This window comes from Psychromicrobium lacuslunae (assembly GCF_000950575.1).
Classification (GTDB): Bacteria; Actinomycetota; Actinomycetes; order Actinomycetales; family Micrococcaceae; genus Renibacterium; species Renibacterium lacuslunae.
Genome location: NZ_CP011005.1, coordinates 3,530,923 through 3,549,452 on the forward strand (window position 1 = coordinate 3,530,923; position 18,530 = coordinate 3,549,452).

Annotated in this window: 17 protein-coding genes; 6 read left to right on the forward strand and 11 right to left on the reverse strand. The window is 59.6% G+C overall.

Annotated elements, in window-relative coordinates; translation table 11 throughout:
* Window positions 1-118 precede the first annotated feature (118 nt).
* Window positions 119-544, reverse strand: a complete 426-nt coding sequence (locus UM93_RS16650) for a hypothetical protein (RefSeq protein ID WP_045076581.1) — start codon at window positions 542-544, stop codon at window positions 119-121.
* 146 nt (window positions 545-690) lie between these two features.
* Between UM93_RS16650 and UM93_RS16655 the strand changes: the two genes are divergently transcribed.
* A complete protein-coding gene (locus UM93_RS16655) occupies window positions 691-2,019 on the forward strand; it encodes a cell division protein PerM (protein WP_045076582.1) in 1,329 nt (442 codons plus the stop codon).
* Between the two features lie 6 nt (window positions 2,020-2,025).
* The gene (gene purN, locus UM93_RS16660) at window positions 2,026-2,583 is read left to right on the forward strand and encodes a phosphoribosylglycinamide formyltransferase (protein WP_045076583.1); all 558 of its coding nucleotides are present in this window, start codon (window positions 2,026-2,028) and stop codon (window positions 2,581-2,583) included.
* Between the two features lie 130 nt (window positions 2,584-2,713).
* Here purN and UM93_RS16665 read toward each other — a convergent pair whose 3' ends face one another.
* Both UM93_RS16665 and UM93_RS16670 read right to left on the reverse strand, forming a co-directional pair.
* Window positions 2,714-3,451, reverse strand: coding sequence for a lysozyme (locus tag UM93_RS16665; protein ID WP_045076584.1), 738 nt, complete (start codon window positions 3,449-3,451; stop codon window positions 2,714-2,716).
* A 164-nt stretch (window positions 3,452-3,615) separates the two neighbouring features.
* Window positions 3,616-4,491, reverse strand: a complete 876-nt coding sequence (locus UM93_RS16670; protein WP_045076585.1) for a MurR/RpiR family transcriptional regulator — start codon at window positions 4,489-4,491, stop codon at window positions 3,616-3,618.
* 243 nt (window positions 4,492-4,734) lie between these two features.
* On the opposite strand from UM93_RS16670, the gene UM93_RS16675 reads away from it, so the two are divergent.
* Both UM93_RS16675 and UM93_RS16680 read left to right on the forward strand, forming a co-directional pair.
* A complete protein-coding gene (locus tag UM93_RS16675) occupies window positions 4,735-5,361 on the forward strand; it encodes a C39 family peptidase (protein WP_045076586.1) in 627 nt (208 codons plus the stop codon).
* 53 nt (window positions 5,362-5,414) lie between these two features.
* Window positions 5,415-6,452 carry a mandelate racemase/muconate lactonizing enzyme family protein gene (locus UM93_RS16680; RefSeq protein ID WP_267884347.1) on the forward strand — a complete coding sequence of 346 codons (1,038 nt, stop codon included), beginning with the start codon at window positions 5,415-5,417 and terminating at the stop codon, window positions 6,450-6,452.
* Here UM93_RS16680 and UM93_RS16685 read toward each other — a convergent pair.
* Genes UM93_RS16685 through UM93_RS16715 form a run of 7 tightly spaced genes read right to left on the reverse strand, consistent with a single transcriptional unit; the run spans window position 6,429 to window position 14,663 of the window.
* Window positions 6,429-7,235, reverse strand: a complete 807-nt coding sequence (locus UM93_RS16685; RefSeq protein WP_045076588.1) for a serine hydrolase — start codon at window positions 7,233-7,235, stop codon at window positions 6,429-6,431. The genes UM93_RS16680 and UM93_RS16685 overlap by 24 nt on opposite strands.
* Window positions 7,219-8,373, reverse strand: a complete 1,155-nt coding sequence (locus tag UM93_RS16690; protein WP_052663866.1) for a serine hydrolase domain-containing protein — start codon at window positions 8,371-8,373, stop codon at window positions 7,219-7,221. Before UM93_RS16690 ends, UM93_RS16685 begins: the two co-directional genes overlap by 17 nt.
* A complete protein-coding gene (locus UM93_RS16695) occupies window positions 8,373-9,281 on the reverse strand; it encodes a S66 peptidase family protein (protein ID WP_045076589.1) in 909 nt (302 codons plus the stop codon). Before UM93_RS16695 ends, UM93_RS16690 begins: the two co-directional genes overlap by 1 nt.
* Window positions 9,278-10,927, reverse strand: coding sequence for a dipeptide ABC transporter ATP-binding protein (locus tag UM93_RS16700; protein WP_045076590.1), 1,650 nt, complete (start codon window positions 10,925-10,927; stop codon window positions 9,278-9,280). The genes UM93_RS16695 and UM93_RS16700 overlap by 4 nt, the downstream gene beginning before the upstream one ends.
* A complete protein-coding gene (locus UM93_RS16705) occupies window positions 10,927-11,823 on the reverse strand; it encodes an ABC transporter permease (protein ID WP_045076591.1) in 897 nt (298 codons plus the stop codon). The genes UM93_RS16700 and UM93_RS16705 overlap by 1 nt, the downstream gene beginning before the upstream one ends.
* Window positions 11,820-12,860, reverse strand: coding sequence for an ABC transporter permease (locus UM93_RS16710; protein WP_199921782.1), 1,041 nt, complete (start codon window positions 12,858-12,860; stop codon window positions 11,820-11,822). Before UM93_RS16710 ends, UM93_RS16705 begins: the two co-directional genes overlap by 4 nt.
* Window positions 12,861-12,863: 3 nt before the next feature.
* A complete protein-coding gene (locus tag UM93_RS16715) occupies window positions 12,864-14,663 on the reverse strand; it encodes an ABC transporter substrate-binding protein (protein WP_045076592.1) in 1,800 nt (599 codons plus the stop codon).
* A gap of 150 nt (window positions 14,664-14,813) precedes the next feature.
* On the opposite strand from UM93_RS16715, the gene UM93_RS16720 reads away from it, so the two are divergent.
* Window positions 14,814-16,127 carry a M20/M25/M40 family metallo-hydrolase gene (locus UM93_RS16720; RefSeq protein WP_045076593.1) on the forward strand — a complete coding sequence of 438 codons (1,314 nt, stop codon included), beginning with the start codon at window positions 14,814-14,816 and terminating at the stop codon, window positions 16,125-16,127.
* Window positions 16,120-17,583: a serine hydrolase domain-containing protein gene (locus UM93_RS17360; RefSeq protein WP_052663869.1), complete on the forward strand. Its 1,464-nt coding sequence runs from the start codon at window positions 16,120-16,122 to the stop codon at window positions 17,581-17,583. Before UM93_RS16720 ends, UM93_RS17360 begins: the two co-directional genes overlap by 8 nt.
* On the opposite strand, the gene murQ is transcribed toward UM93_RS17360, so the two are convergent.
* On the reverse strand, window positions 17,558-18,490 hold the full coding sequence (gene murQ, locus UM93_RS16730; protein WP_045076594.1) for an N-acetylmuramic acid 6-phosphate etherase: 933 nt from the start codon (window positions 18,488-18,490) through the stop codon (window positions 17,558-17,560). The genes UM93_RS17360 and murQ overlap by 26 nt on opposite strands.
* Window positions 18,491-18,530: the final 40 nt, after the last annotated feature.

An 18,530-nucleotide genomic window follows, 5' to 3' on the forward strand; every position in this document is an offset into this window, starting at 1 on the left:
TAATCCTCCGGGTTAAAGCAGTGGGCTGGGTCACCGATAAATCGGTGACCCAGCCCACTGCTTTAAGCTGCTCGGCCGGACAGTCGGTGACTAAGGAATAGCCGGTCCGCCCGCTCAGCTACTGAGCTGACTTTTTCTGTTTTTTGCGATCCAGCAGTAGAGCCAAACCAATCGCGAGCAGCCAGAAATCTTTAGCAAAAGCGGTGCCCTGCGGGGTTGGTCGGAAACCATCAGCTTGAGTGAGCCCAGGGGTCTTCAAATAGGTATAAACCAGCGAACCGGCGAAACCGGTGAGAGCCAATCCGACCAGTCTGCTCGGCAGGAAAGGTGCCAGCAGGGCCGCGCCAAGGCCAAGCTCGCCATAGCTGAGGAGTTTGCCGAATTTCTCTGGTTCGAGATCGGCCAACTGTGGGAAGGCGTTGATCGCCGTCTGCTGTAATTGCCCGGCATGTTCAGCATCGAGATTCAGCTTGTTTACGCCGGAATTGAGGATGAAAGCACCGCTCGCTAGTCGCAGCGCCAGGTGACTCAGTCGGATTCCCATGATGTTCCCTATCTGTATTCGTACTGTCGAACCTAGTTGCTCTGCCGAGGAATGGGAAGTGCACTCGGTGTGAGGATTCGAAGAATTCGCTGCTTCAGCGGCGAGGGCAATTCGGCACCGCGGTCAAACATGGCAGCATAGTTCTGATGAAACTGACAAGAGGCCAGAGCGGTCAACGCGGCATTCCGATGCCCCTCTGGCTGCAAGGGGTCCTCGAATCGGCTCAACTCGCCATTATTGTGGCCGCGCTGATGATTGTGCCGGTCGGTGCAGTTTACTTCTCAAACGGTTTTGGCAACCAGCCCTTCGACTCGGCGGCGCGGCTGGCCGGACAAGCCTGGCTGCTAGTGCATGGCGTGCCGCTGCAGATCAGCGTTGCGACCGGGGCATCCTCGGCCGAATTGCACAGCGGCCTGCTAAGTCTGATTCCTTTCGGTCTTACCTTGATCCCTTTCTTCTTCGCTTGGCGGGCTGGCCGCCGACTTGCGCGGGCGTCCTACACCGATCAGCTCTGGCAGGCGCTTTGCGGGGCTTTGCTTATCTATGCCGCGCTGGGCTTTGCCACCGGTTACATTTGCAGCGACCACAACGTCTCTGCGTCCCTGTTGATGGCGACTCTGGTGCCGTTGATTCCGGTCGCCCTGGGATTGGTGATTGGTGCCCGCCGGGAGGCAGGTTCTTGGGGTCGACTGATCGGCGTTGACACGGTTGAGCGGATGGCTCGCTTCAGCCAGCGCTCACGCTGGGCGGGTTCTTATCTTTGGTCAGTGGTCAAGGCCGGATTCCTGGCGGTTATCGTTCTGATGGGTATCTCAGCATTGATCTTTGCCGTCAATCTGGCCCTGCATTGGGCCGATGTGGTTGCTGTCTATCAGGGATTGAAGACCGGCCCGGTGGGCGGTGCTGCGCTCACCATTGCCCAGCTCGGTTACTTTCCCAACCTTGCGGTCTGGACGATGGCCTGGAGCTCTGGCTCCGGTTTCGCCGTAGGGATTGGCTCAAGCGTTGGCCCGCTCGGCACTTCGGTGGCGCCACTACCCGCCATCCCCTTGCTGGGGGCGCTACCGGTGGGGCAGCTCAGCTGGGGTGTGCTTGCCTTAGCGGTGCCGGTGCTGGCTGGTTTACTCGCCGGTTGGTGGTTTCTTCGTGAAGGCGAGAATCACTTCGACGAGTGGCTCTCCATCAAAGTGCCTCAGCGTTGGTTGAGTGCGAGCCTTTCGACGATTTCCTTGGCTCTACTGGTAGGGCTCGGTGCCGGAATTTTGGCCGCCGTATTGGCATGGCTCTCCGGAGGTTCGGCGGGCATTGGTAGGCTCTCCGAGGTTGGCCCGCAACCGTTAAACACTGCGTTCTGGGTGGCGTGCGAGGTCGCTTTGGGTGTGCTTATTGGCTCTCTGGTGGCTCCCTGGTTAGAGGGTGCACGGCAGCGGGCCGGGTTAGCTGAAGACTTTGAACCCTTTGAAGAAGCGGAGTGATGGCGGATGCGCATTGTTGTTTTAGTCTCCGGAACAGGTTCTAATCTGCAGGCGGTGATTGATGCTATTGCGGCGGGTTCGCTTGATCTTTCGATCGCGGCGGTTGGCGCTGACCGGCACGGTAGCTATGGCGTTGAGCGGTCTGCGGCGGCTGGCCTGGATACCTTTGTGGTGGATTTCAAAGCCTATGCCGAGCGGGCCGACTGGGATGCCGCGTTGCTCGATAAGGTGAGTTCTTATCGGCCGGACTATGTGATTTCTTCGGGGTTTATGAGAATCGTCGGGCCACAGTTCATCGAGGCGTTCCCGCGGCGCTATCTCAACACTCATCCGGCCTTATTGCCGTCATTCCCGGGTGCGCATGGCGTCCGTGATGCGTTGGCCTATGGCGTCAAGATCACCGGATGCACTGTGATGTACGCCGACGCCGGGGTGGACACCGGGCCCATTATCGCGCAGCGTGCCGTCGAGGTGCTGGCAGACGATACCGAGGAGAGCCTGCACGAGCGCATTAAGGTCGCCGAGCGAGAGTTGCTCATCCAGGTGCTCCGAGAGCTAAGCTGAGCGCTTTCGCTCAACCCTCAATACCTCACCTTGCACCCTATTAACGCCGTCGAGTGTCGAGATCTGGGGCCTAAAACCTGATTTTAGGCCCCAGATCTCGACACTCGACGGGTAGTGAAGTGCTTAGTGCTTAGGGATGGCCGTTGGCGTAGGCTAGCAGGCCAGCCGAGGTGCCGTTGAAGAGATCTTGATCGCCACCTGGCGGCAAGGGGCCGCTGTCGGCGTATTGCCAGAAGGTGGTGTAGCTCCAGCTCGCGGGGAGCGTCCCCGGCGTGCTTGCCCAGCTGGCGATGAAGAGGGCGCTTTCGCTGAACTCATTGCTATTGCCGGTGCATTGGGTCCACCAGCTGGTTGCCGTGTAAATGGTGGGGTAGCGCCCGGTGCGAGCATGGATGGTGTTATTGAAGTCGTGCAGCCAAGCCACCATCTGAGACTGGCTGAGTCCATAGCACATAGCGCCATAGGGATTAGCCTCGATATCTAGCATTGGCGGCAAAGTCTTATTATCTGCCGACCAACCACCGCCATGATCCACTAGATAATTCGCCTGGTTCGCTCCCGACGAGTCATTCGGGGTGGCAAAGGTATAGGCACCACGGATCAGGCCGGCGTTATAGGCGCCGTTGTATTGCTGCGCGAAGTACGGGTTCTGGTAGTAATTGCCTTCGGTCGCCTTGACATAGGCCCACTGGACGCCGGCGGCCTTGACCGCGTTCCAGTCCACATTTCCTTGATGGCTGGCGACATCGATACCTGCCGGTCCGGTGGGGGCTGCCTGGGCGGGCAGCGAGGTTGCTGCCACCAAGCCCACGCTCAACGCCAACGGGGCGATCAGCGTTAGAGCTCTGAATCGTGAAAGTTTCAACATATCTTCGAACGCCTTTCTGACGGTTCTTGGACAGATGCAGTGAAACCGTCCACACCAGTACACCCTGTGAACTTGCTGAGCGCCAGCTATTTTGGAAAAAATTTACCAAAAAATTCAAAATATGTTGCTAAGAACCATTAAGCTTCGGGAGCGACTGCTGCTGATCAGGAGCTTGTGCGGCGGTTCTTCTTGAGCGGGGCCACTGAGTCGAAGGTCGCTTTGAGGGCCGCCACCGAGGAATCGTAACTTCGTTCGGCGACTCCGGCGAAGATAAAGTCGACCATTGCCAATTGCGCGATTCGGCTGGCCATTGCACCGGCTCGGAAGGTAGTTTCACGCGCTGAAGTGAGCAGCAACTGGTCGGCCACCTTGGCGAGCTTAGAACTGCCAACATTGGTGATTCCGACCGTAAGTGCGCCGGTTGCCTTCGCCAATTTGAGGAACTCAACGGTTTCGTAGCTGTTCCCACTATGCGAGAAACCGATGGCGACATCGTCTGCGGTCATTAAGGAAGCCGAGGAGACCGCATCATGGGCGTCCGAAAATTCCAGGGCGACGCGGCCGATGCGTTGTAGTTTCCGACGCAGATCCTGTGCGCCAAGATTGCTGGCGCCAATGCCGAAGAGCAGGGTTGACCGAGCGTTATCTACGCTGTCGATCACTTTGGTCAGCGAGTCCATATCGAGGGTGCCAACGGTTTCCTCGATGCTCATCACCTCGGCGAAGGCGATGCGGGCCACCGTGTCAACCAAGGTATTGCCGGAATTCAGATCGGCGCCATGTCCTACTCCGGCGCTGAACTGGGCGGCTTCCCGGCCAATCTCGGTGGCTAGCTCGAAGCGCAGTTGCACGTATCCGGCAAGGCCGATGCCACGGCAAAAACGCACCACGGTGGTTTCCGAGGTGTCACAATATTGGGCAAGCTCGGTAATGGTTTTCTCTAGCACGAGCCGCGGATTGGTCAGCACCGCATCGGCCACTCGGGTCATCGACGGGGAGAATGAACTCTTCGCTGCCAAAATCGTCGATTGGATACTCAAGTGCTTCCTTCCAGCGAATTTTCGTGACGAAAAGCTGCCACGGTTCCCCCTAAATGTACCTGGCCGGGACGGGTTTTAATATTGCTCGGGGCTAAGAGTTCCTCGGTGCGGCTTCAGCGTGACTAGACGTTGCCCTGTTTTCAGCCGTCTATGAAAATCATTGACCAATCTTGTAAGAAAAAGGTAGATTGGCAACACTCCGCTGTTTGGGATCACCTGAAGATCTAGTAGACGAGGAATAAGATGACCATCAATCTCGATCGACGAACGCTGCTCAAGACCGGCGTTGGGTCCGCTCTTGCGGTAGCCGCCGGATCGGCTGCGGCGGTTGCTGCCGCGGCGCCGGCACAGGCTGCCAACTGGAAAGTACTTAACCACGAGTACCAGGCCCAGGCCACCGGCTATTGGTGCGGACCGGCAGCCACCCGGATTGCGCTCTCCGCCAGAATAGCGCCACCGAGTCAGCAGACCCTGGCCAATGCCCTCGGCACCACGGTGAACGGCACCGACTATATTGGTCAGGTGACCGGGGTGCTGAACAACTATCTGGGTACCGGCTGGTACGAGACCAAGAACATGCCGAACGATCCGCCCACCCAGGCTCAAAAGACCCTGCTCTGGAACGATATCGTGCTGGATATCAACAATAATTACCCGATTGTCGCAAACATCGTGGCCCCTCCCGGAAACCAGCCCCCCGGCTACCCGTCCAACCAGACGATCTACCACTACTTCACGATCATCGGTTACAACCCCGATACCTGGCAGGTTTACATTGCCGATCCGGCTAATTTCGGCGGTAATAATCACTACTGGCTGAGTTTCGATCAGCTCGCCAGCCTGATCCCACCGAAGGGGTACTCGGCATAGTTTCATCAGCTTCCGCGCAGCTTTCCCTCAGCGCTCACCGGCTCAGGGTTCCTCTGGCGAACCCTTTTACCACCGCGGTACGCTCCGCGACCGAACTGGAAACCGTGCTAGTTCGGCTAATGGATGCGGAAGGCCGCAGCGCTTGGGGGGAAACTCCGGTCAGCAAAGTGACCGGAGTTTCAGCTGAGGCCAGTATCCGGGGTATTGAAGGCCCACTCCGCGAGCTGCTGCAGGCCGCGCCCAGCCTTGACGAAGCGCTGGTTGCGCTGCAGCTTAGCGAGCAGCCGGCTGCCATCAGGTCGGCGGTGGACTGTGCCCTGCACGACCTCCGAGCGCAGCAAGCGGGGGAACCTCTAGCCCGGCAGCTCGGTGCACAGAGCTTAAGGGTGCGCACCGATATGACGCTTTCTGTGGCTGAGGCGAGCGAATTGGTGCCGAAAGCGGTGGCTCTTATCGAACAGGGCTTCGGTTGCCTGAAGATTAAGATCGACGCTCAGCACGATGCTGTGACAGCTCTGCGTGAAGTGCGCCGGGCGGTTGGGCCGCGGCCGGTGCTCAGGGCGGATGCCAACCAGGCTTTCGAAGTCGCGGAGGCGATCAGGGTGATCCGCGAGTTGGAGGACAGCGAGGTTAACTTGAGCCTGGTAGAGCAGCCGGTGGTGGCGGCTGATCTGCCAGGGCTCGCCGAGGTCAGCCGGGCGGTTGAGACCCCGGTGATGGCTGATGAGAGCATCTGGACAATGTCCGATCTGCTCGAGCTTTTGCGGCTTCGCGCGGCACCGATGGTCAATATCAAGCTGGCCAAGACCGGTGGCTTGAGCCAGGCGGTGGAGATGCTGAACTATGCCCGGGCTGAGGGCCTTCGGGTGGTGATCGGCTGCATGCTGGAGAGTCACGTCGGTATTTCCGCCGCAGCCACGCTGGCCGCTTTGCTGCCGGAAGACGATCAAGACCTCGATGGCGGTTTGTGGCTGCGGGAGTCTCCGATTCTCGGTGGTGCTGAGTATCGGGGATCACAGATCCTGTTATCAGACGCTCCCGGGCTCGGTATTTCTGGAGTGCGCGGACTAACTAATCCGCTCGGCGAGTAACGCCCTGCTGAGCGTCTGAATGGTTTCGGTGGCATCCGCTTCGGCGTAGGCCCGGGTGCAGACAGCCAGCAGATATCCTTCGCCGGGGGCGGCTGCTGCGGGCAGCACAAAAGCCACATCATGCTGAATGCCAGTCACCCAACCGGATTTGGAGCCCCAATCTGCGTCGCTGTCTAGCGCCGCTAGCTCGCGGCCGATCAGCGGAAACTGCTGGGCTCGAAGCCAGCCCAGCATGAGCTCGGTGTGTGTGGCATTGGCTACTTTCCCGGTCACGATGGCTTGCAAGATCTTGCACAAATCCCGGGCGGTGACTTCATGGCTCAGCCCCTGTTCGAGCGCCGCGATATCACCGATTAGGCGTTCCATCTTGGAGTCTTCAGCGCCGCAACGCCGCAAAGCCGCCATTACGGCAGGAAAACCGAGCAGTTCGACCACCATATTGGTCGCCTCATTGGAGGAGACCGAAATCATCCGGCCGAGCACCTCAGCCAGGCTCATGCTCAGGCCTTCCGCAGCCATCCCAGCGTCGTATTCTTCCGGCTCAAAGGAAAAACTGCCGCCCACTTGACTGCTGAAGGTGTGACGGGAAACCAACCCTTGATCCAGGCTCAATTCACCGGCTTCTACCGCGGTAATGGCGGCTACCAATACCGCCAGTTTGATAGTGCTTGCCGAGTAAAACTTTGTTGTCGCGTTCCGCTCGGCGAGCACCTCACCGTCGAGAGTAGTTAGGCAATAGGCGAGTCGGGGAACGCCGTCGCTGTAGTCAGAGCTGAGTGCCATAAGCTTCCTCGCTGATTGTGTTCGAGCGTGCCGAGTGCTGGTAACAGGCGTCCGAAATTGCGCGGCGAAGGGCTTGTACATCGCTGAGTTCGCGGCGCGGGTGAACCCGGTTAGTCAGTAGCACCACGCTGAGTCCGATGCTTTTATCCACTAGGAGGGAGGTGCCGGTGAAGCCGTTGTGACCACGGGCCTGTGGATGATCTCCGACCCAGCTGCGCTGCGCGATCCGCAGACCTAAGCCATGGCCAAAATCAATGCCGCTACTTGAAATCACCTCCGTTGACACCTGGGGTCGCCACATTTCCTCGGCTAGCTCGGGGGAGAGGATGCTGGCCAAACCGGTACGAAGCGCCTCGCCGAGGCTCAGCAGTGAACTGGCGTCGCCGAACATTCCGGCGTTGCCGCTCAAGCTGCTCGCGGTGCCGCCGCTCAGCGCCCAAGCCGCTTCGTCGTGCACAATCCCGCGGATCATGCCACGGCCCAGTTCCGGCTGGTACTCGGTTGCCGCGCATTGTTCCAAAACCGGGGCGCCGCTGAGCTGAGCTGCACTCAGCTGGTCCAGTACCCGCTCTTGAACCAGTTCTGCCCAGGCTTTACCGGTGATCAATTCGCAGAGCGCCATCACTGTGTTGAAGCCGGCGCAGGAATACTCGAAATGCTTGCCCGGTTCGTGCAGCAGTTCGAGCTCTAGCAGGTCGCCGATCAACGCCTCGCGGTCAAAGCCCCGCCCAGTTTCTAAGGCCTCCCGCCAGCCTTCCCAGAGCGCGGGCAGGCCCGAGGTATGCGTCAGTAAATGTCGCAGCGTGACTCTGCCCTTAGCGGCGCTGCGATATTGCGGGAGATGGCGGCCGAGGGGTTCGCTGAGTTGCAATAAGCCTTCGTCTACCAGACTGAGCGCGGTCAGAGTAGTAAAAATTTTAGTCACCGAAGCAAGGTCGTACTGCGTCTCGACAGTTGCTTTGATGCGAGACTCAACCGGCAATTCGGTGCCGTCCGCACCGTACCGCACCGCATCACCGACCACAACGGGTACCAGCACCTCGTTATCGAGGGCCACCGCACAAACCGCGGAGGGGGTGACGCCGTCAGCGACTGCTGCTTGCAGGAGCGTTTCTATTGTTGAGCGCAGTGGATTCATCAGCAGAGCACCAATCGGGGGTTGTCGTCGGCGATCAATTCCGCGGGAACGCCGAGCGGAATACTTTGCGCGGCCAGGCCGTGACCGAAGCCCAACTCCCAGATTATCGGCACACCCAGCGGCCCGAGTAATTCCTGGCAGAGCGCTTTGATGTCGCTTAGTTCCGAACAGTTTTTCCAGGAGCCCAGGGCAATGCCGCTGATGTCATCGAACCAGCCGGCGCGGAGCAGGTTTTGCAGGTAGCCATCAATTTTGTAGCTTTCCTCGGTGACGTCTTCTAGCAGGGCAATTTTCCCCTGGTTCGAGGGTTTTTGCTGACCGTGCGCACCCATTGTCATACAGAGCAGGCTGAGATTACCGCCGGTCAGGGTGCCTCGGGCGGTACCTGGAAGCAATGATTCGGCGCGTGGTGAACTGAAAACCCGACCGGTAGCGGGGACGAACACGGCTTGCCGAAGGCTTTCGACAGCGGCCGGGTCGTCGAGTAAATCGGCGGTCGCCACCATCGGCGTGAACCAGCTCGGGATACCCAGCTGATGCTCCCAGAATTCATGGATAGCTGTCACATCGGAGGAGCCGTAAAGTGGTTTGGGGGCGGCAGCTTTTAACGCCGGAACGTCAAGTAAATCAAGGACCCTGACGGCACCGTAGCCGCCACGAACCATGAAAATACCGGCGATTTCGGGGTCCTGCCAAGACTTTTGTAAATCCTCGGCACGACCTTGGTCAGGGCCAGCCAAGTAGCTAGCACGGGGATGCGGACTATGTAAATGTTCGCCCACCACCGGTCTGAGACCCCAGGATTCAATCAGCGCCAGCCCCCGGGTATAACTGTCCTGAGTGGGCGGTCCAGAAGCCGAAATCAGCGCAACCCGATCTCCGGGTGAGAGCGGCCCCAGAGGATTCAACGCTGCACCGTATTATTGGTCGGCACCACGCTGAGCAGCTTGCGGGTGTAGTCGTGCTGCGGGTTCAGCAGTACATCCTCAACCGCGCCTTCCTCGACGATCTCGCCTTGGTACATCACCACTACCCGGTCGGCAATGTTCCAGGCCAAGCCGAGATCATGGGTGATCACCAAAGCACCGAGGCCCAGTTCGCAGCGCAATCGCAGCAGCAATGCCAGGATCTCGGCGCGCACCGAAGCGTCTAGGCTGGCTACCGGCTCATCGGCAACCAGAAATTCAGGGTCGAGCGCCAGCGCGCCGGCAATAACTACTCGTTGCCGCTGCCCGCCAGAAAGTTCTTGCGGGATCGCGGTCAGGAAACGCTCCGGGGGTGAAAGTTCGGCCTTGCGCAGCGCCTCGGCGACAATTTCTCGTTCGTCGCCGGGCAATCCGTGTAGACGTGGTCCCTCAGCTACTGCCTCGTAGACCGAATGCTTCGGGTTGAGGGCTGCGCTGGGATCTTGCAGTACGAACTGCACCGATTTTCGATAGGCCTTGAGCGCTTTGCGATGCTGATCGAGGGGCTGTCCACGGAAGAGGATTTCGCCGCTGCTTGGTTTTTGCAATCCCAGCATGGTCCGGGCCAGTGTGGTCTTACCGGAACCGGACTGCCCAACCAAGGCGACAATCTCGCCTTGCTTGCAGCTCAGATTGACGTTCCGTACCGCTCTGACCAGACCTTCTCGGCCGCCGAAGTTCACCGAGAGATCGCGGGCCTCTAAGACGGTAGCCCGCTCGGTGGCCGGGTCGATGGCTTCGCGCGGGGCGGTGTAGGTGGGTAACTGCTGCCGAGATGCCGGATCGCCGATCAGTGGGAAGGCCGAAGCCAACGCCTTGGTGTGTGGATGCTGCGGATCCTTCATCACTTGCGCAGAGGGACCATCTTCCACGATCTTGCCGTGTTGCATCACCACAATTCGTTCGCAGGTGGCCGCCAGCACTGAAAGATCGTGGCTAATCATCACCAAGGAGAGATTCCTTGACGCGACAAGGTCTTTGAGCACGTTGAGAACTTGGGCCTGCACCACGACGTCGAGCGCGGTGGTCGGTTCATCGGCGATAATCAATTCCGGATCGCAGGCCAGTGCCATCGCGATCATGACGCGCTGCTTTTGACCGCCCGAAAGCTCATGCGGATAGCTGGCCCCCTTCACCGCTGGCAGATCGACGAGTTCCAGCAACTCCTTCACCCGGGCCTTCCGGGCCGGTTCCTCGCGATATTTGCTGCCCACTTCTTTGGCGTGAATCAGCAGCGGCTCGGCAATCTGATCAGCTACTTTACGGACCGGATTGAGCGAGTGCATGGCCCCTTGGAAAACGATTGACGCCTCAGTCCAACGCACGGCACGCAGTTTGCCCCAACTCATCGCACCGATTTCGTCCTCACCCAGCTTCACGGTGCCGGTGATCTTGGCGTTGCCGGGTAGCAGGCGCAGCACCGACATTGCCAAGGTGGACTTACCGCAGCCAGACTCGCCAGCCAACCCGACCGTGGAACCGGGCGCGATGTCCAGCGTCACGCCATCGACGGCGGTGATGTTGCCTGGACCGTCTTCGGTTTGGGTTCGGTAGTTGACTGAGTAATCGGTGAAGCTTAGACCGAGCATTAGCGACCTCGCAGGGTGGGATTAATGACTGACTCCAGCGCCCGGCCAACCAGGGTGAAACACAACACCACCAGCACAATAGCGATACCCGGAGGCATGATGAACCACCAGAAGCCCGCGGTAGCCGCGCCAGTGTCCAAACCGGATTTCAGCATCGAGCCCCAAGAGATGCTGCCCGGATCACCCAAGCCCAGGAAGGACAAGGTGGATTCGGCAATGATCGCAGAACCGACCGTCAGCGTGGTGTTCGCGAGCACCAGGGGCATCACGGCGGGTAGCACGTGCTTGCCGATAATGTGCCAGTTTGAGGCGCCGAGCGCCCAGCTGCGTTCAATATAGGGCCGGGCTTCTACGGTGAGGGTTTGCGAGCGGACCAGCCGGGCGGTGCTCGCCCAGGAGGTGACCCCAATCGCGATAATGATGGTCAGTGCGCCCTGGCCCAACACCATGGAGAGCACAATGGCCAGGATCAATCCCGGTAACACCAGGAAGAAGTCAATTACCCGCATGAAGACCGCCTGCACACCGCCGGAGAAGTGGCCCGCGGCCATTCCCATCAGGGTGCCAATCACCATCGAGACCACGGTGGCGCAAAAGCCAACCAGGAGTGAGATCCGAGCACCCCAGATCAGCATTGCCAGCACCGAGCGCCCGGCCGGATCAGTACCCAGCGGATAAGCCCAGCTGGGTGGCTGATTCTGTGGCGCGCTGATCAGGGTGACGTCCAAGGTCTCGGCCGGAGCCAGCACCGGTGCGAGCAGCGCTATTACCACGACGAGGATCAGGAAGATCAAGCCGATCAGTCCGCTGCGGGTGGCCGCGAACTCTTTCCAGACCTCTTTGGCCCGCTGCAGCCGTCGTGCGGCCGCCACATTGACGGTCTTGCTGGCGCTCATCCGGCACGCAGCCGTGGATCGAGGAGCCGGTAGACAATGTCGGCAATAAAGTTCATCAAAATAACTATCGAAGAAAACACCACGAAGGTTCCTTGCAGCAGCGGTAGGTCAGGGGTGGAGAGGCCCTTGAAGGTCATCAGGCCAAGACCAGGCCAGGAAAACACGGTTTCCACGGTGACTGCTCCGGCCGCCAGACCGCCCATGGTGAGGAAGATCAGCGTGACGGTCGGAAGTAGCGCGTTCGGCACCGCGTGCCGACGGCGAACCAGGTCTTCGCGGAGTCCCTTTGCCCGCGCGGTGACGAGGTAGTCAGCCGTCATCTCCTCAAGCAGCGAGGCGCGCATCACCATGAGGTACTGCGCATAGACCACTGCCACCATGGTCAGCACCGGCAACACCATATGCCGCAGGACATCCCAGATGTAGGCGAAACCGGTTAGATTGCTGCCGGCAGTGACCATGCCGCCCGAGGGGAACCAGTGCAGGCCACCGGAGAACAGCAGCAGGAGCAGCAAGCCCAGCCAGAAGGTGGGCACCGACCAGAAGATCAGCGCCAGACCGGTCTGTGTTTTATCGAAGGCGCTATTGCGTTTCCAGGCTGCACGTTGGCCGAGCCAGAGCCCGAGCACGATGGAGAGTGCCGCGGCGGTTCCAGTAAGTAGCAGGGTCGGCCCGAGGCCTTCCCAGATCAGCGCGGAAACTGGCTTCGAGTAGTAATAGGAATCGCCGAGCTTGCCTTGCGCCAGATCGGTCAGATAGCGCCAGAATTGCCCCAGCAATGGCTGGTCCAGGCCATACTGCTTAATCAGGATCTGCCGTTGCTCCAGGGACACGTTACGGCCCTCGGTCAGACTCTTGATCGGGTCACCCAGAATGCGGAAGGCGAAGAATCCCAGGATGACCACCAGCACCAAGGAGATCGCGGTGCCGCCAGCTTTTAGCCCGAGGTAGCGGAGCCAGGAAGAACCCCGACGTGGTTCGTCGGTGTCCTTCCTGGACTCCTCGTTGGAGAGTTCCTCGATGAGCGGTAACGCCACTAATTACTCCCGGTTATCGGCGCTAGCAGAACGGCGGCGCAGCAGGAAGAACGCCAGTGCGGCGAGCACCACGACGATTACCGGAATGACCACCCAAGCCCAGTTGAAGCCGCCGTCAGTAGTTGAACTGGCGCCGATCGGAGTGGCACTGTAGTAGCCCCAGGGGCCGTTCTGACCGGTGATCACACCGCCCTTCTCTGGCTGAGTGGTGAACGGCTGGAAACGATCCGAGCGGTAGGCTTCCAGCGCATTGGCGTACCAGATCACGTCATTGACTGCGCTGTTGTAAATGATCTCCTGAGCCTGCTTGACTAACTCGCTGCGCTTAGCCTGATCCAGCTCGGCGTGCTGCTGCTTGTAGAGTGCATCGAACTTCGGATCGCAGAGCGCGTTCTCAGTGGTGTTGCCGGTGCCGTTGTCGTCCGGCAGTGAGGAGCACTGGTTGATCGAGAGCTGGTAGTCGGGGTCCGGTCCGATGCCCCAACCGGTGAAGTACAGGTCGAAGTTGCCCTTTGAAGAATCCTCATTGACCTGACCACTTGACTTCATCGTGGTGGTGACATTGATGCCGATGTTCTTCAACCAGGGCTTAAGGTAATCGGCCATCTGCTGGTGGGTTGGATCGGTGTTACGTCCTAGTAGGCGCAAATTCAGTGGCTTGCCGCTCTTGTCGAGGCGAATGCCGTCCGCACCCTTGGTGTAGCCACTTTCATCGAGCAGCTTATTTGCTGCCTCCGGATTGAATTTGAGCGGCAGGTCTTTGGAGTCCCAGTGATAGAGCGGGTAGGCGGCGGGGATTTCGCCGGTAGCCTCATCGCCGAGGCCCTGCAGTACTTTCTCTAGCAGGGTCTTATTGTCGATCGCCATCACGATGGCCTTACGCAGATTGACATCCTGCAAGGCAGGGTTGCCGTCGCCGAGTACTTTCCCGGTTTTCGACTTGGTGCCCGGGTTAATGCCCAGCGCTGTATAGCGGCGGCCCTGACCAGCGTTGGTGGTGATATTCGGCTGCCCTTTGAGGGATTGGAACTGGGCCGGAGTCAAACCGCCGGCAATGTCGATCTCACCGTTTTTAAGTGCCTGCACGGCAGCGTCACTGTTCTGGTAGGGGGCCCAGATAATGCGATCGACCTTGGCCTTGCCCTTCCAGTAATTCGGGTTGGCCTTCATAGTCACGCCAGCGGCCTTATCGTAGCTGGAGATGATGAACGGGCCGGAACCAACTGTGTCTTTGTCGTTGGCGTAGGTGGTCGGATCCGCCTGCTTGGACCAGATGTGCTCGGGCATGATCGGCAGATCGCCGCCGGGGTTCGGAGCCTGCACTGTGTTCAGGGTCAGCACCAGGTTCTCCGGATCCTTGGCCACGATGCTCTTCACGTTTTCCACCAGGGCGCCATTGGCTTGCTTGAGCTTTTCGTTGCCCTTGATCGCGTTGAAGGTCCAGACCGCATCATTGGCGGTGATTGGCTCGCCATCGGACCACTTCCGATCGGCGGGCATGTGGAAGGTCCACTCTTTACCGTCGGAGGAGGTGGTCCACTTATCTGCGAGTCCTGGGACCGGTTCATTATTGGTACCCCAGGAGACCAGGTTCTGGTACTGCAGCACCAGAATATTAGTGCCCTGTGCAGTGATGGAGATAAAGGGGTTGAGCGAGTCGATATCGCCGATCAGAGCGAGCTTGAGTGTGCTTCCCGAGCTGTCTTCGGCGGTAGCCGCTGGTGCAATGACGGCCGCCGGAACGAGGGCTAATGCTGTCGCCAGCACCCCCGCAGTGAGGCGCCGTGTGGTGATCTTCTTCATGCGCTGAACCCCTTGGATCCCTTAGTTTGACTGTGATGCGAGGTAAAACGAGCCTAATGTAAATAAATTACAAAGATGTTAACGGTGATGCAAATCACTTACAAGCACCATATAGTCTCAAGGAGTGGAAAAGAACCCCCGGAGGCAATTGTGACCGTGGACGCAGCGCAGCTCTGTGCCGAACTCATCCGTTTTGACACCAGTAATTTTGGCGAAGGCAAGAGCCATGGTGAGCGTCGACTCGCCGAGTTCATCGCAGAAAAATTACAATCAGTCGGTTTTCAGCCTATGCTATTGGGCCCGCAGCCGGAAAGGCTTTCGGTGGTGCTCAGGGTGCCAGGTCGTAATCGAGAACTCCCCGCTTTATTAGTGCAGGCGCACCTCGATGTGGTGCCCGCCGAAGCTGAACAATGGAGCTACGACCCGTTCAGTGGTTTGATTCAGGACGGCTACATCTACGGTCGAGGTGCCTGCGATATGAAAGATATGGTGGCGATGACCCTCGCCACCCTGCTGAACTGGGGCGCTACTGGGGAACGGCCGGAACGCGACATCCTGGTGATTTTCGTGGCCGATGAGGAGGATAAGGGTGAATACGGTGCGGCCTGGCTGGTCGCTGAGCACCCTGAACTTTTCGACGGCGTTGAGGCTGCCATCGGGGAGTCCGGTGCGGCCGCGAATCTGTTGCCTGCCGCCGACGGTTCCACGGTTCGGCTCTATCCGATTGCCACCGCGGAGCGCGGTACTTTGCATTTGCGAGTGCGTGCCGAAGGCGTTTCGGGGCATGGCTCGCGGCCTGTCCAGGTCAATGCGGTGAGCAATCTGCTCGACGGCTTACAACGAGTGGCGCACTATCGTTGGCCACTGCAGCTCACTCCGGTGGTGACCCAGTATCTGGAACAGACCACAGCAGCACTAGGGTTCAACGCTGATTTGAGTAGCGAAGAAGGCGTGAAAGCGGCCATCGAGGCGATGGGGGAGGCCGGTGAAGTCGCGGCGGTGACGGTACGTTGTTCAGCAACCCCGACGGTATTGCGAGCCGGCTACAAGGTCAATGTCATTCCCGGGGTGGCCGAGGCCGATATTGACGTTCGTTGCGTACCAGGAGCCGAACAGAGCACCCTGGAGACTCTCGATGAACTACTCGGTCCGCTGCTGAGTAGGAGCTTTATTGCCCACGAGTCGCCGACCAGCTCGCCCATCGACTCTCAATGGTTTGAAGCGATGAAAGCGAGCGTGCTGCGCTACGACGCGGAGGCGGTGGTGGTGCCGTATTGCATGGGTGGTGGCACTGACGCCAAGGCATTCAGCTCCCTGAGTATTCACTGCTATGGCTTCTCACCGCTTGGCGCCGATCCGGAGGGGCGACGCTACCAAGGTGTGCACGGCGTCGACGAGCGCATCCCGGTGGCCAGCGTGCGAAGCGGCCAATTGGTGCTACAGGATTTCTTGAGCAATGTCTGAATCGAACCCTGAATCGAAGAACCTGCAGCAGGTCATGCAACAGATCGTCGAGACGAGGGTGGCGAGGGCGGTCTCGCCCTCGCTCGCGGCGGCCTTCTGGCAGCGGGGGGAACTGCGAGCGAGTTGGTTGCTCGGTGATGCCGACGGCCAGGGCAGTGAACCTCAGCTGGATACCGCTTACCGGATTGCCTCCTGCACCAAGTCCTTTACCGCCGCGGCCGTACTGCTACTCAGAGAACGCGGCCAGCTGAACCTCGACCTTGGGCTGGCAGAACTGCTGCCGGAGCTGCGGATCGTCGGGACGGGTATGCCTACCGTGCGGATGCTGCTCAGCATGAGCGCTGGCCTGCCCACCGACAACCCCTGGGCTGACCGGCAAGAATCACTCGATCAGGACGGTATGCGGAAGCTAATGCTTGGCGGTATCAGGCTGGTCCGACTTCCCGACGAGGGCTATGAGTATTCAAATTTGAGCTATGCCTTACTTGGTCAGCTGATTGAGCGGGTGTCCGGGGTTGAATACCGACGGTTCATTGAAACCGAGTTCCTCGCACCTTTGGGGATGAATTCCACGGGTTTTGACCAAACGGTCCCTGCCTCTGGCGGGCTGGCAGTCGGGTTTAGGTCGAGGGTTGGAGAACCGAGCAGTGCCGGCGAGGGTGAGCTTGCCTCGAGGTCGTTTTGGCAGCCCCAACCCTTCAGCTCGCCCGGCCAGTTTTCTGCCATTGGTGGCCTGTTTAGCACCCTGCGTGACCTGGCTCGTTGGGCCAGCTGGTTGAGTGACGCCTTCACGGAAGGACCTACACCTACACAGCAAGCCTCCGACGATGCCGTGCTGAGCCGGGCGGCACGCCGCGAAATGCAGCAAATCCATACCTTGATCGGCAGCGACGACGGCGGATTAGCGACCGGATACGGCTTCGGACTGTTTGTGCAGCAACATCCGGAGCGTGGCAAAACGGTCTCGCACTCCGGGGGCTATCCCGGTTTCAGCTCTCAGATGGTCTGGCATCCGGAGAGCTCAAGCGTGCTGATCGGCTTTGAGAATGCCAGCTATGCCAAGGTTGGTGAACTGCTAACTGCCTTGCTGGCCGAAATACTCGAAGGCACTCCCCGCCAGCAAGCCGAGCCGTGGCCGGAGGCTTTGAAAGCCAAGGCGGCTGTGGAGGCGCTGCTGTGGAACTGGGACGATAATCTGGCGCGCAGCATTTTCGCTGAGAATGTGGAGCTAGATAAGAGCTTCCCGGAGCGCCGGGCCGAACTCGGCAGCCTACTTGACCTCGTCGGACCGCTACAGCACAAGCCGGCTTCGGGCCCTACCGTGATCACCGCTGCGCAACTAGCCTGGAGCATGCCGACGGAACGCGGCGAGCTGTGCTGCAAGATTTCGCTCAGCCCGCTGGCTGAGCCACTGGTTCAAGAACTCGAACTCAGCGCGCTTCCTGAGTCTCGGTAATCGCTGCCTGCAGGAAACCGTCCCGGCGCGCCAGTGTGTCGATTGCCTGCTCCGCGGGCAGGCCGGTGAGCAGTACCAGGATCGCCGCCTTGACTGAGCCGTCCACGGACTCCAGGGCGGCGGCTGCTTCAATGGCCGAAACCCCGGTAGCGCGCATCACGGTGCGTTCGCTGCGTGCCCGGAGCTTCTCATTATTGGCGCGCAGGTCAACCATCAGATTGCGGTAGGTCTTGCCGAGCCGCACCATGGTCAGGGTGCTGATCATGTTCAGCACCAGCTTCTGGCAGGTGCCGGCCTTGAGTCGGGTGGAGCCGGTCAGGAATTCAGGGCCAACTTCAATTTCCAAAGCGATAGCTGCGGTAGCGCCAATGGGTGAGCCTTGGTTGCAGGCGAAGCCTACGGTGAGCGCGCCCACCGCCTTTGCCGTCTCGAGAGCGCTCAGCACATAAGGAGTGCGACCGGAGGCGGAAATGCCGATCACGGTATCGTCGGCCGTCAAGCTGAGCGCTTGAATGTCCGTCTGCCCTGCCGAGGCGCTGTCTTCGATATTTTCGGCGGCGCTCTTAATCGCGGAGTCGCCGCCGGCGATCACTCCAACCACCTGGCCCGGGTCGGTACCGAAGGTGGGTGGGCACTCACTGGCGTCCAAAACACCTAGTCGGCCGGGGGTGCCCGCGCCGATATAAATTAGCCGACCGCCACGCCGCATTCGGACCGCCACCTGGTCAATGATCTCGGTAATGACCGGCAATGCTTTGGCAATCGCGAGCGGAACCTGAGTGTCCTCATGGTTCATTGCCGTCACCAAATCGATGGTGGAGAGGCTGGCAAGGTCCTCCCAGGCCGGATTGGAGGATTCTGTGGTGAGAGTAGCCAACTCGTCGCGAAGGGCGGTGTATTTGTCCATGCCGGTCCTTGAAGTTATTGCCGAGAGAATGTAAATAATC

Bases quoted from the DNA above. Each gene is read 5' to 3' on its own strand.
- purN (WP_045076583.1), top strand. From the start codon at position 2,026: ATGCGCATTGTTGTTTTAGTCTCCGGAACAGGTTCTAATCTGCAGGCG.
- UM93_RS16655 (WP_045076582.1), top strand. From the start codon at position 691: ATGAAACTGACAAGAGGCCAGAGCGGTCAACGCGGCATTCCGATGCCC.
- UM93_RS17360 (WP_052663869.1), top strand. From the start codon at position 16,120: ATGTCTGAATCGAACCCTGAATCGAAGAACCTGCAGCAGGTCATGCAA.
- UM93_RS16700 (WP_045076590.1), bottom strand. From the start codon at position 10,927: ATGCTCGGTCTAAGCTTCACCGATTACTCAGTCAACTACCGAACCCAA.
- UM93_RS16715 (WP_045076592.1), bottom strand. From the start codon at position 14,663: ATGAAGAAGATCACCACACGGCGCCTCACTGCGGGGGTGCTGGCGACA.
- UM93_RS16690 (WP_052663866.1), bottom strand. From the start codon at position 8,373: ATGAATCCACTGCGCTCAACAATAGAAACGCTCCTGCAAGCAGCAGTC.
- murQ (WP_045076594.1), bottom strand. From the start codon at position 18,490: ATGGACAAATACACCGCCCTTCGCGACGAGTTGGCTACTCTCACCACA.
- UM93_RS16675 (WP_045076586.1), top strand. From the start codon at position 4,735: ATGACCATCAATCTCGATCGACGAACGCTGCTCAAGACCGGCGTTGGG.
- UM93_RS16705 (WP_045076591.1), bottom strand. From the start codon at position 11,823: ATGAGCGCCAGCAAGACCGTCAATGTGGCGGCCGCACGACGGCTGCAG.
- UM93_RS16685 (WP_045076588.1), bottom strand. From the start codon at position 7,235: ATGGCACTCAGCTCTGACTACAGCGACGGCGTTCCCCGACTCGCCTAT.
- UM93_RS16650 (WP_045076581.1), bottom strand. From the start codon at position 544: ATGGGAATCCGACTGAGTCACCTGGCGCTGCGACTAGCGAGCGGTGCT.
- UM93_RS16665 (WP_045076584.1), bottom strand. From the start codon at position 3,451: ATGTTGAAACTTTCACGATTCAGAGCTCTAACGCTGATCGCCCCGTTG.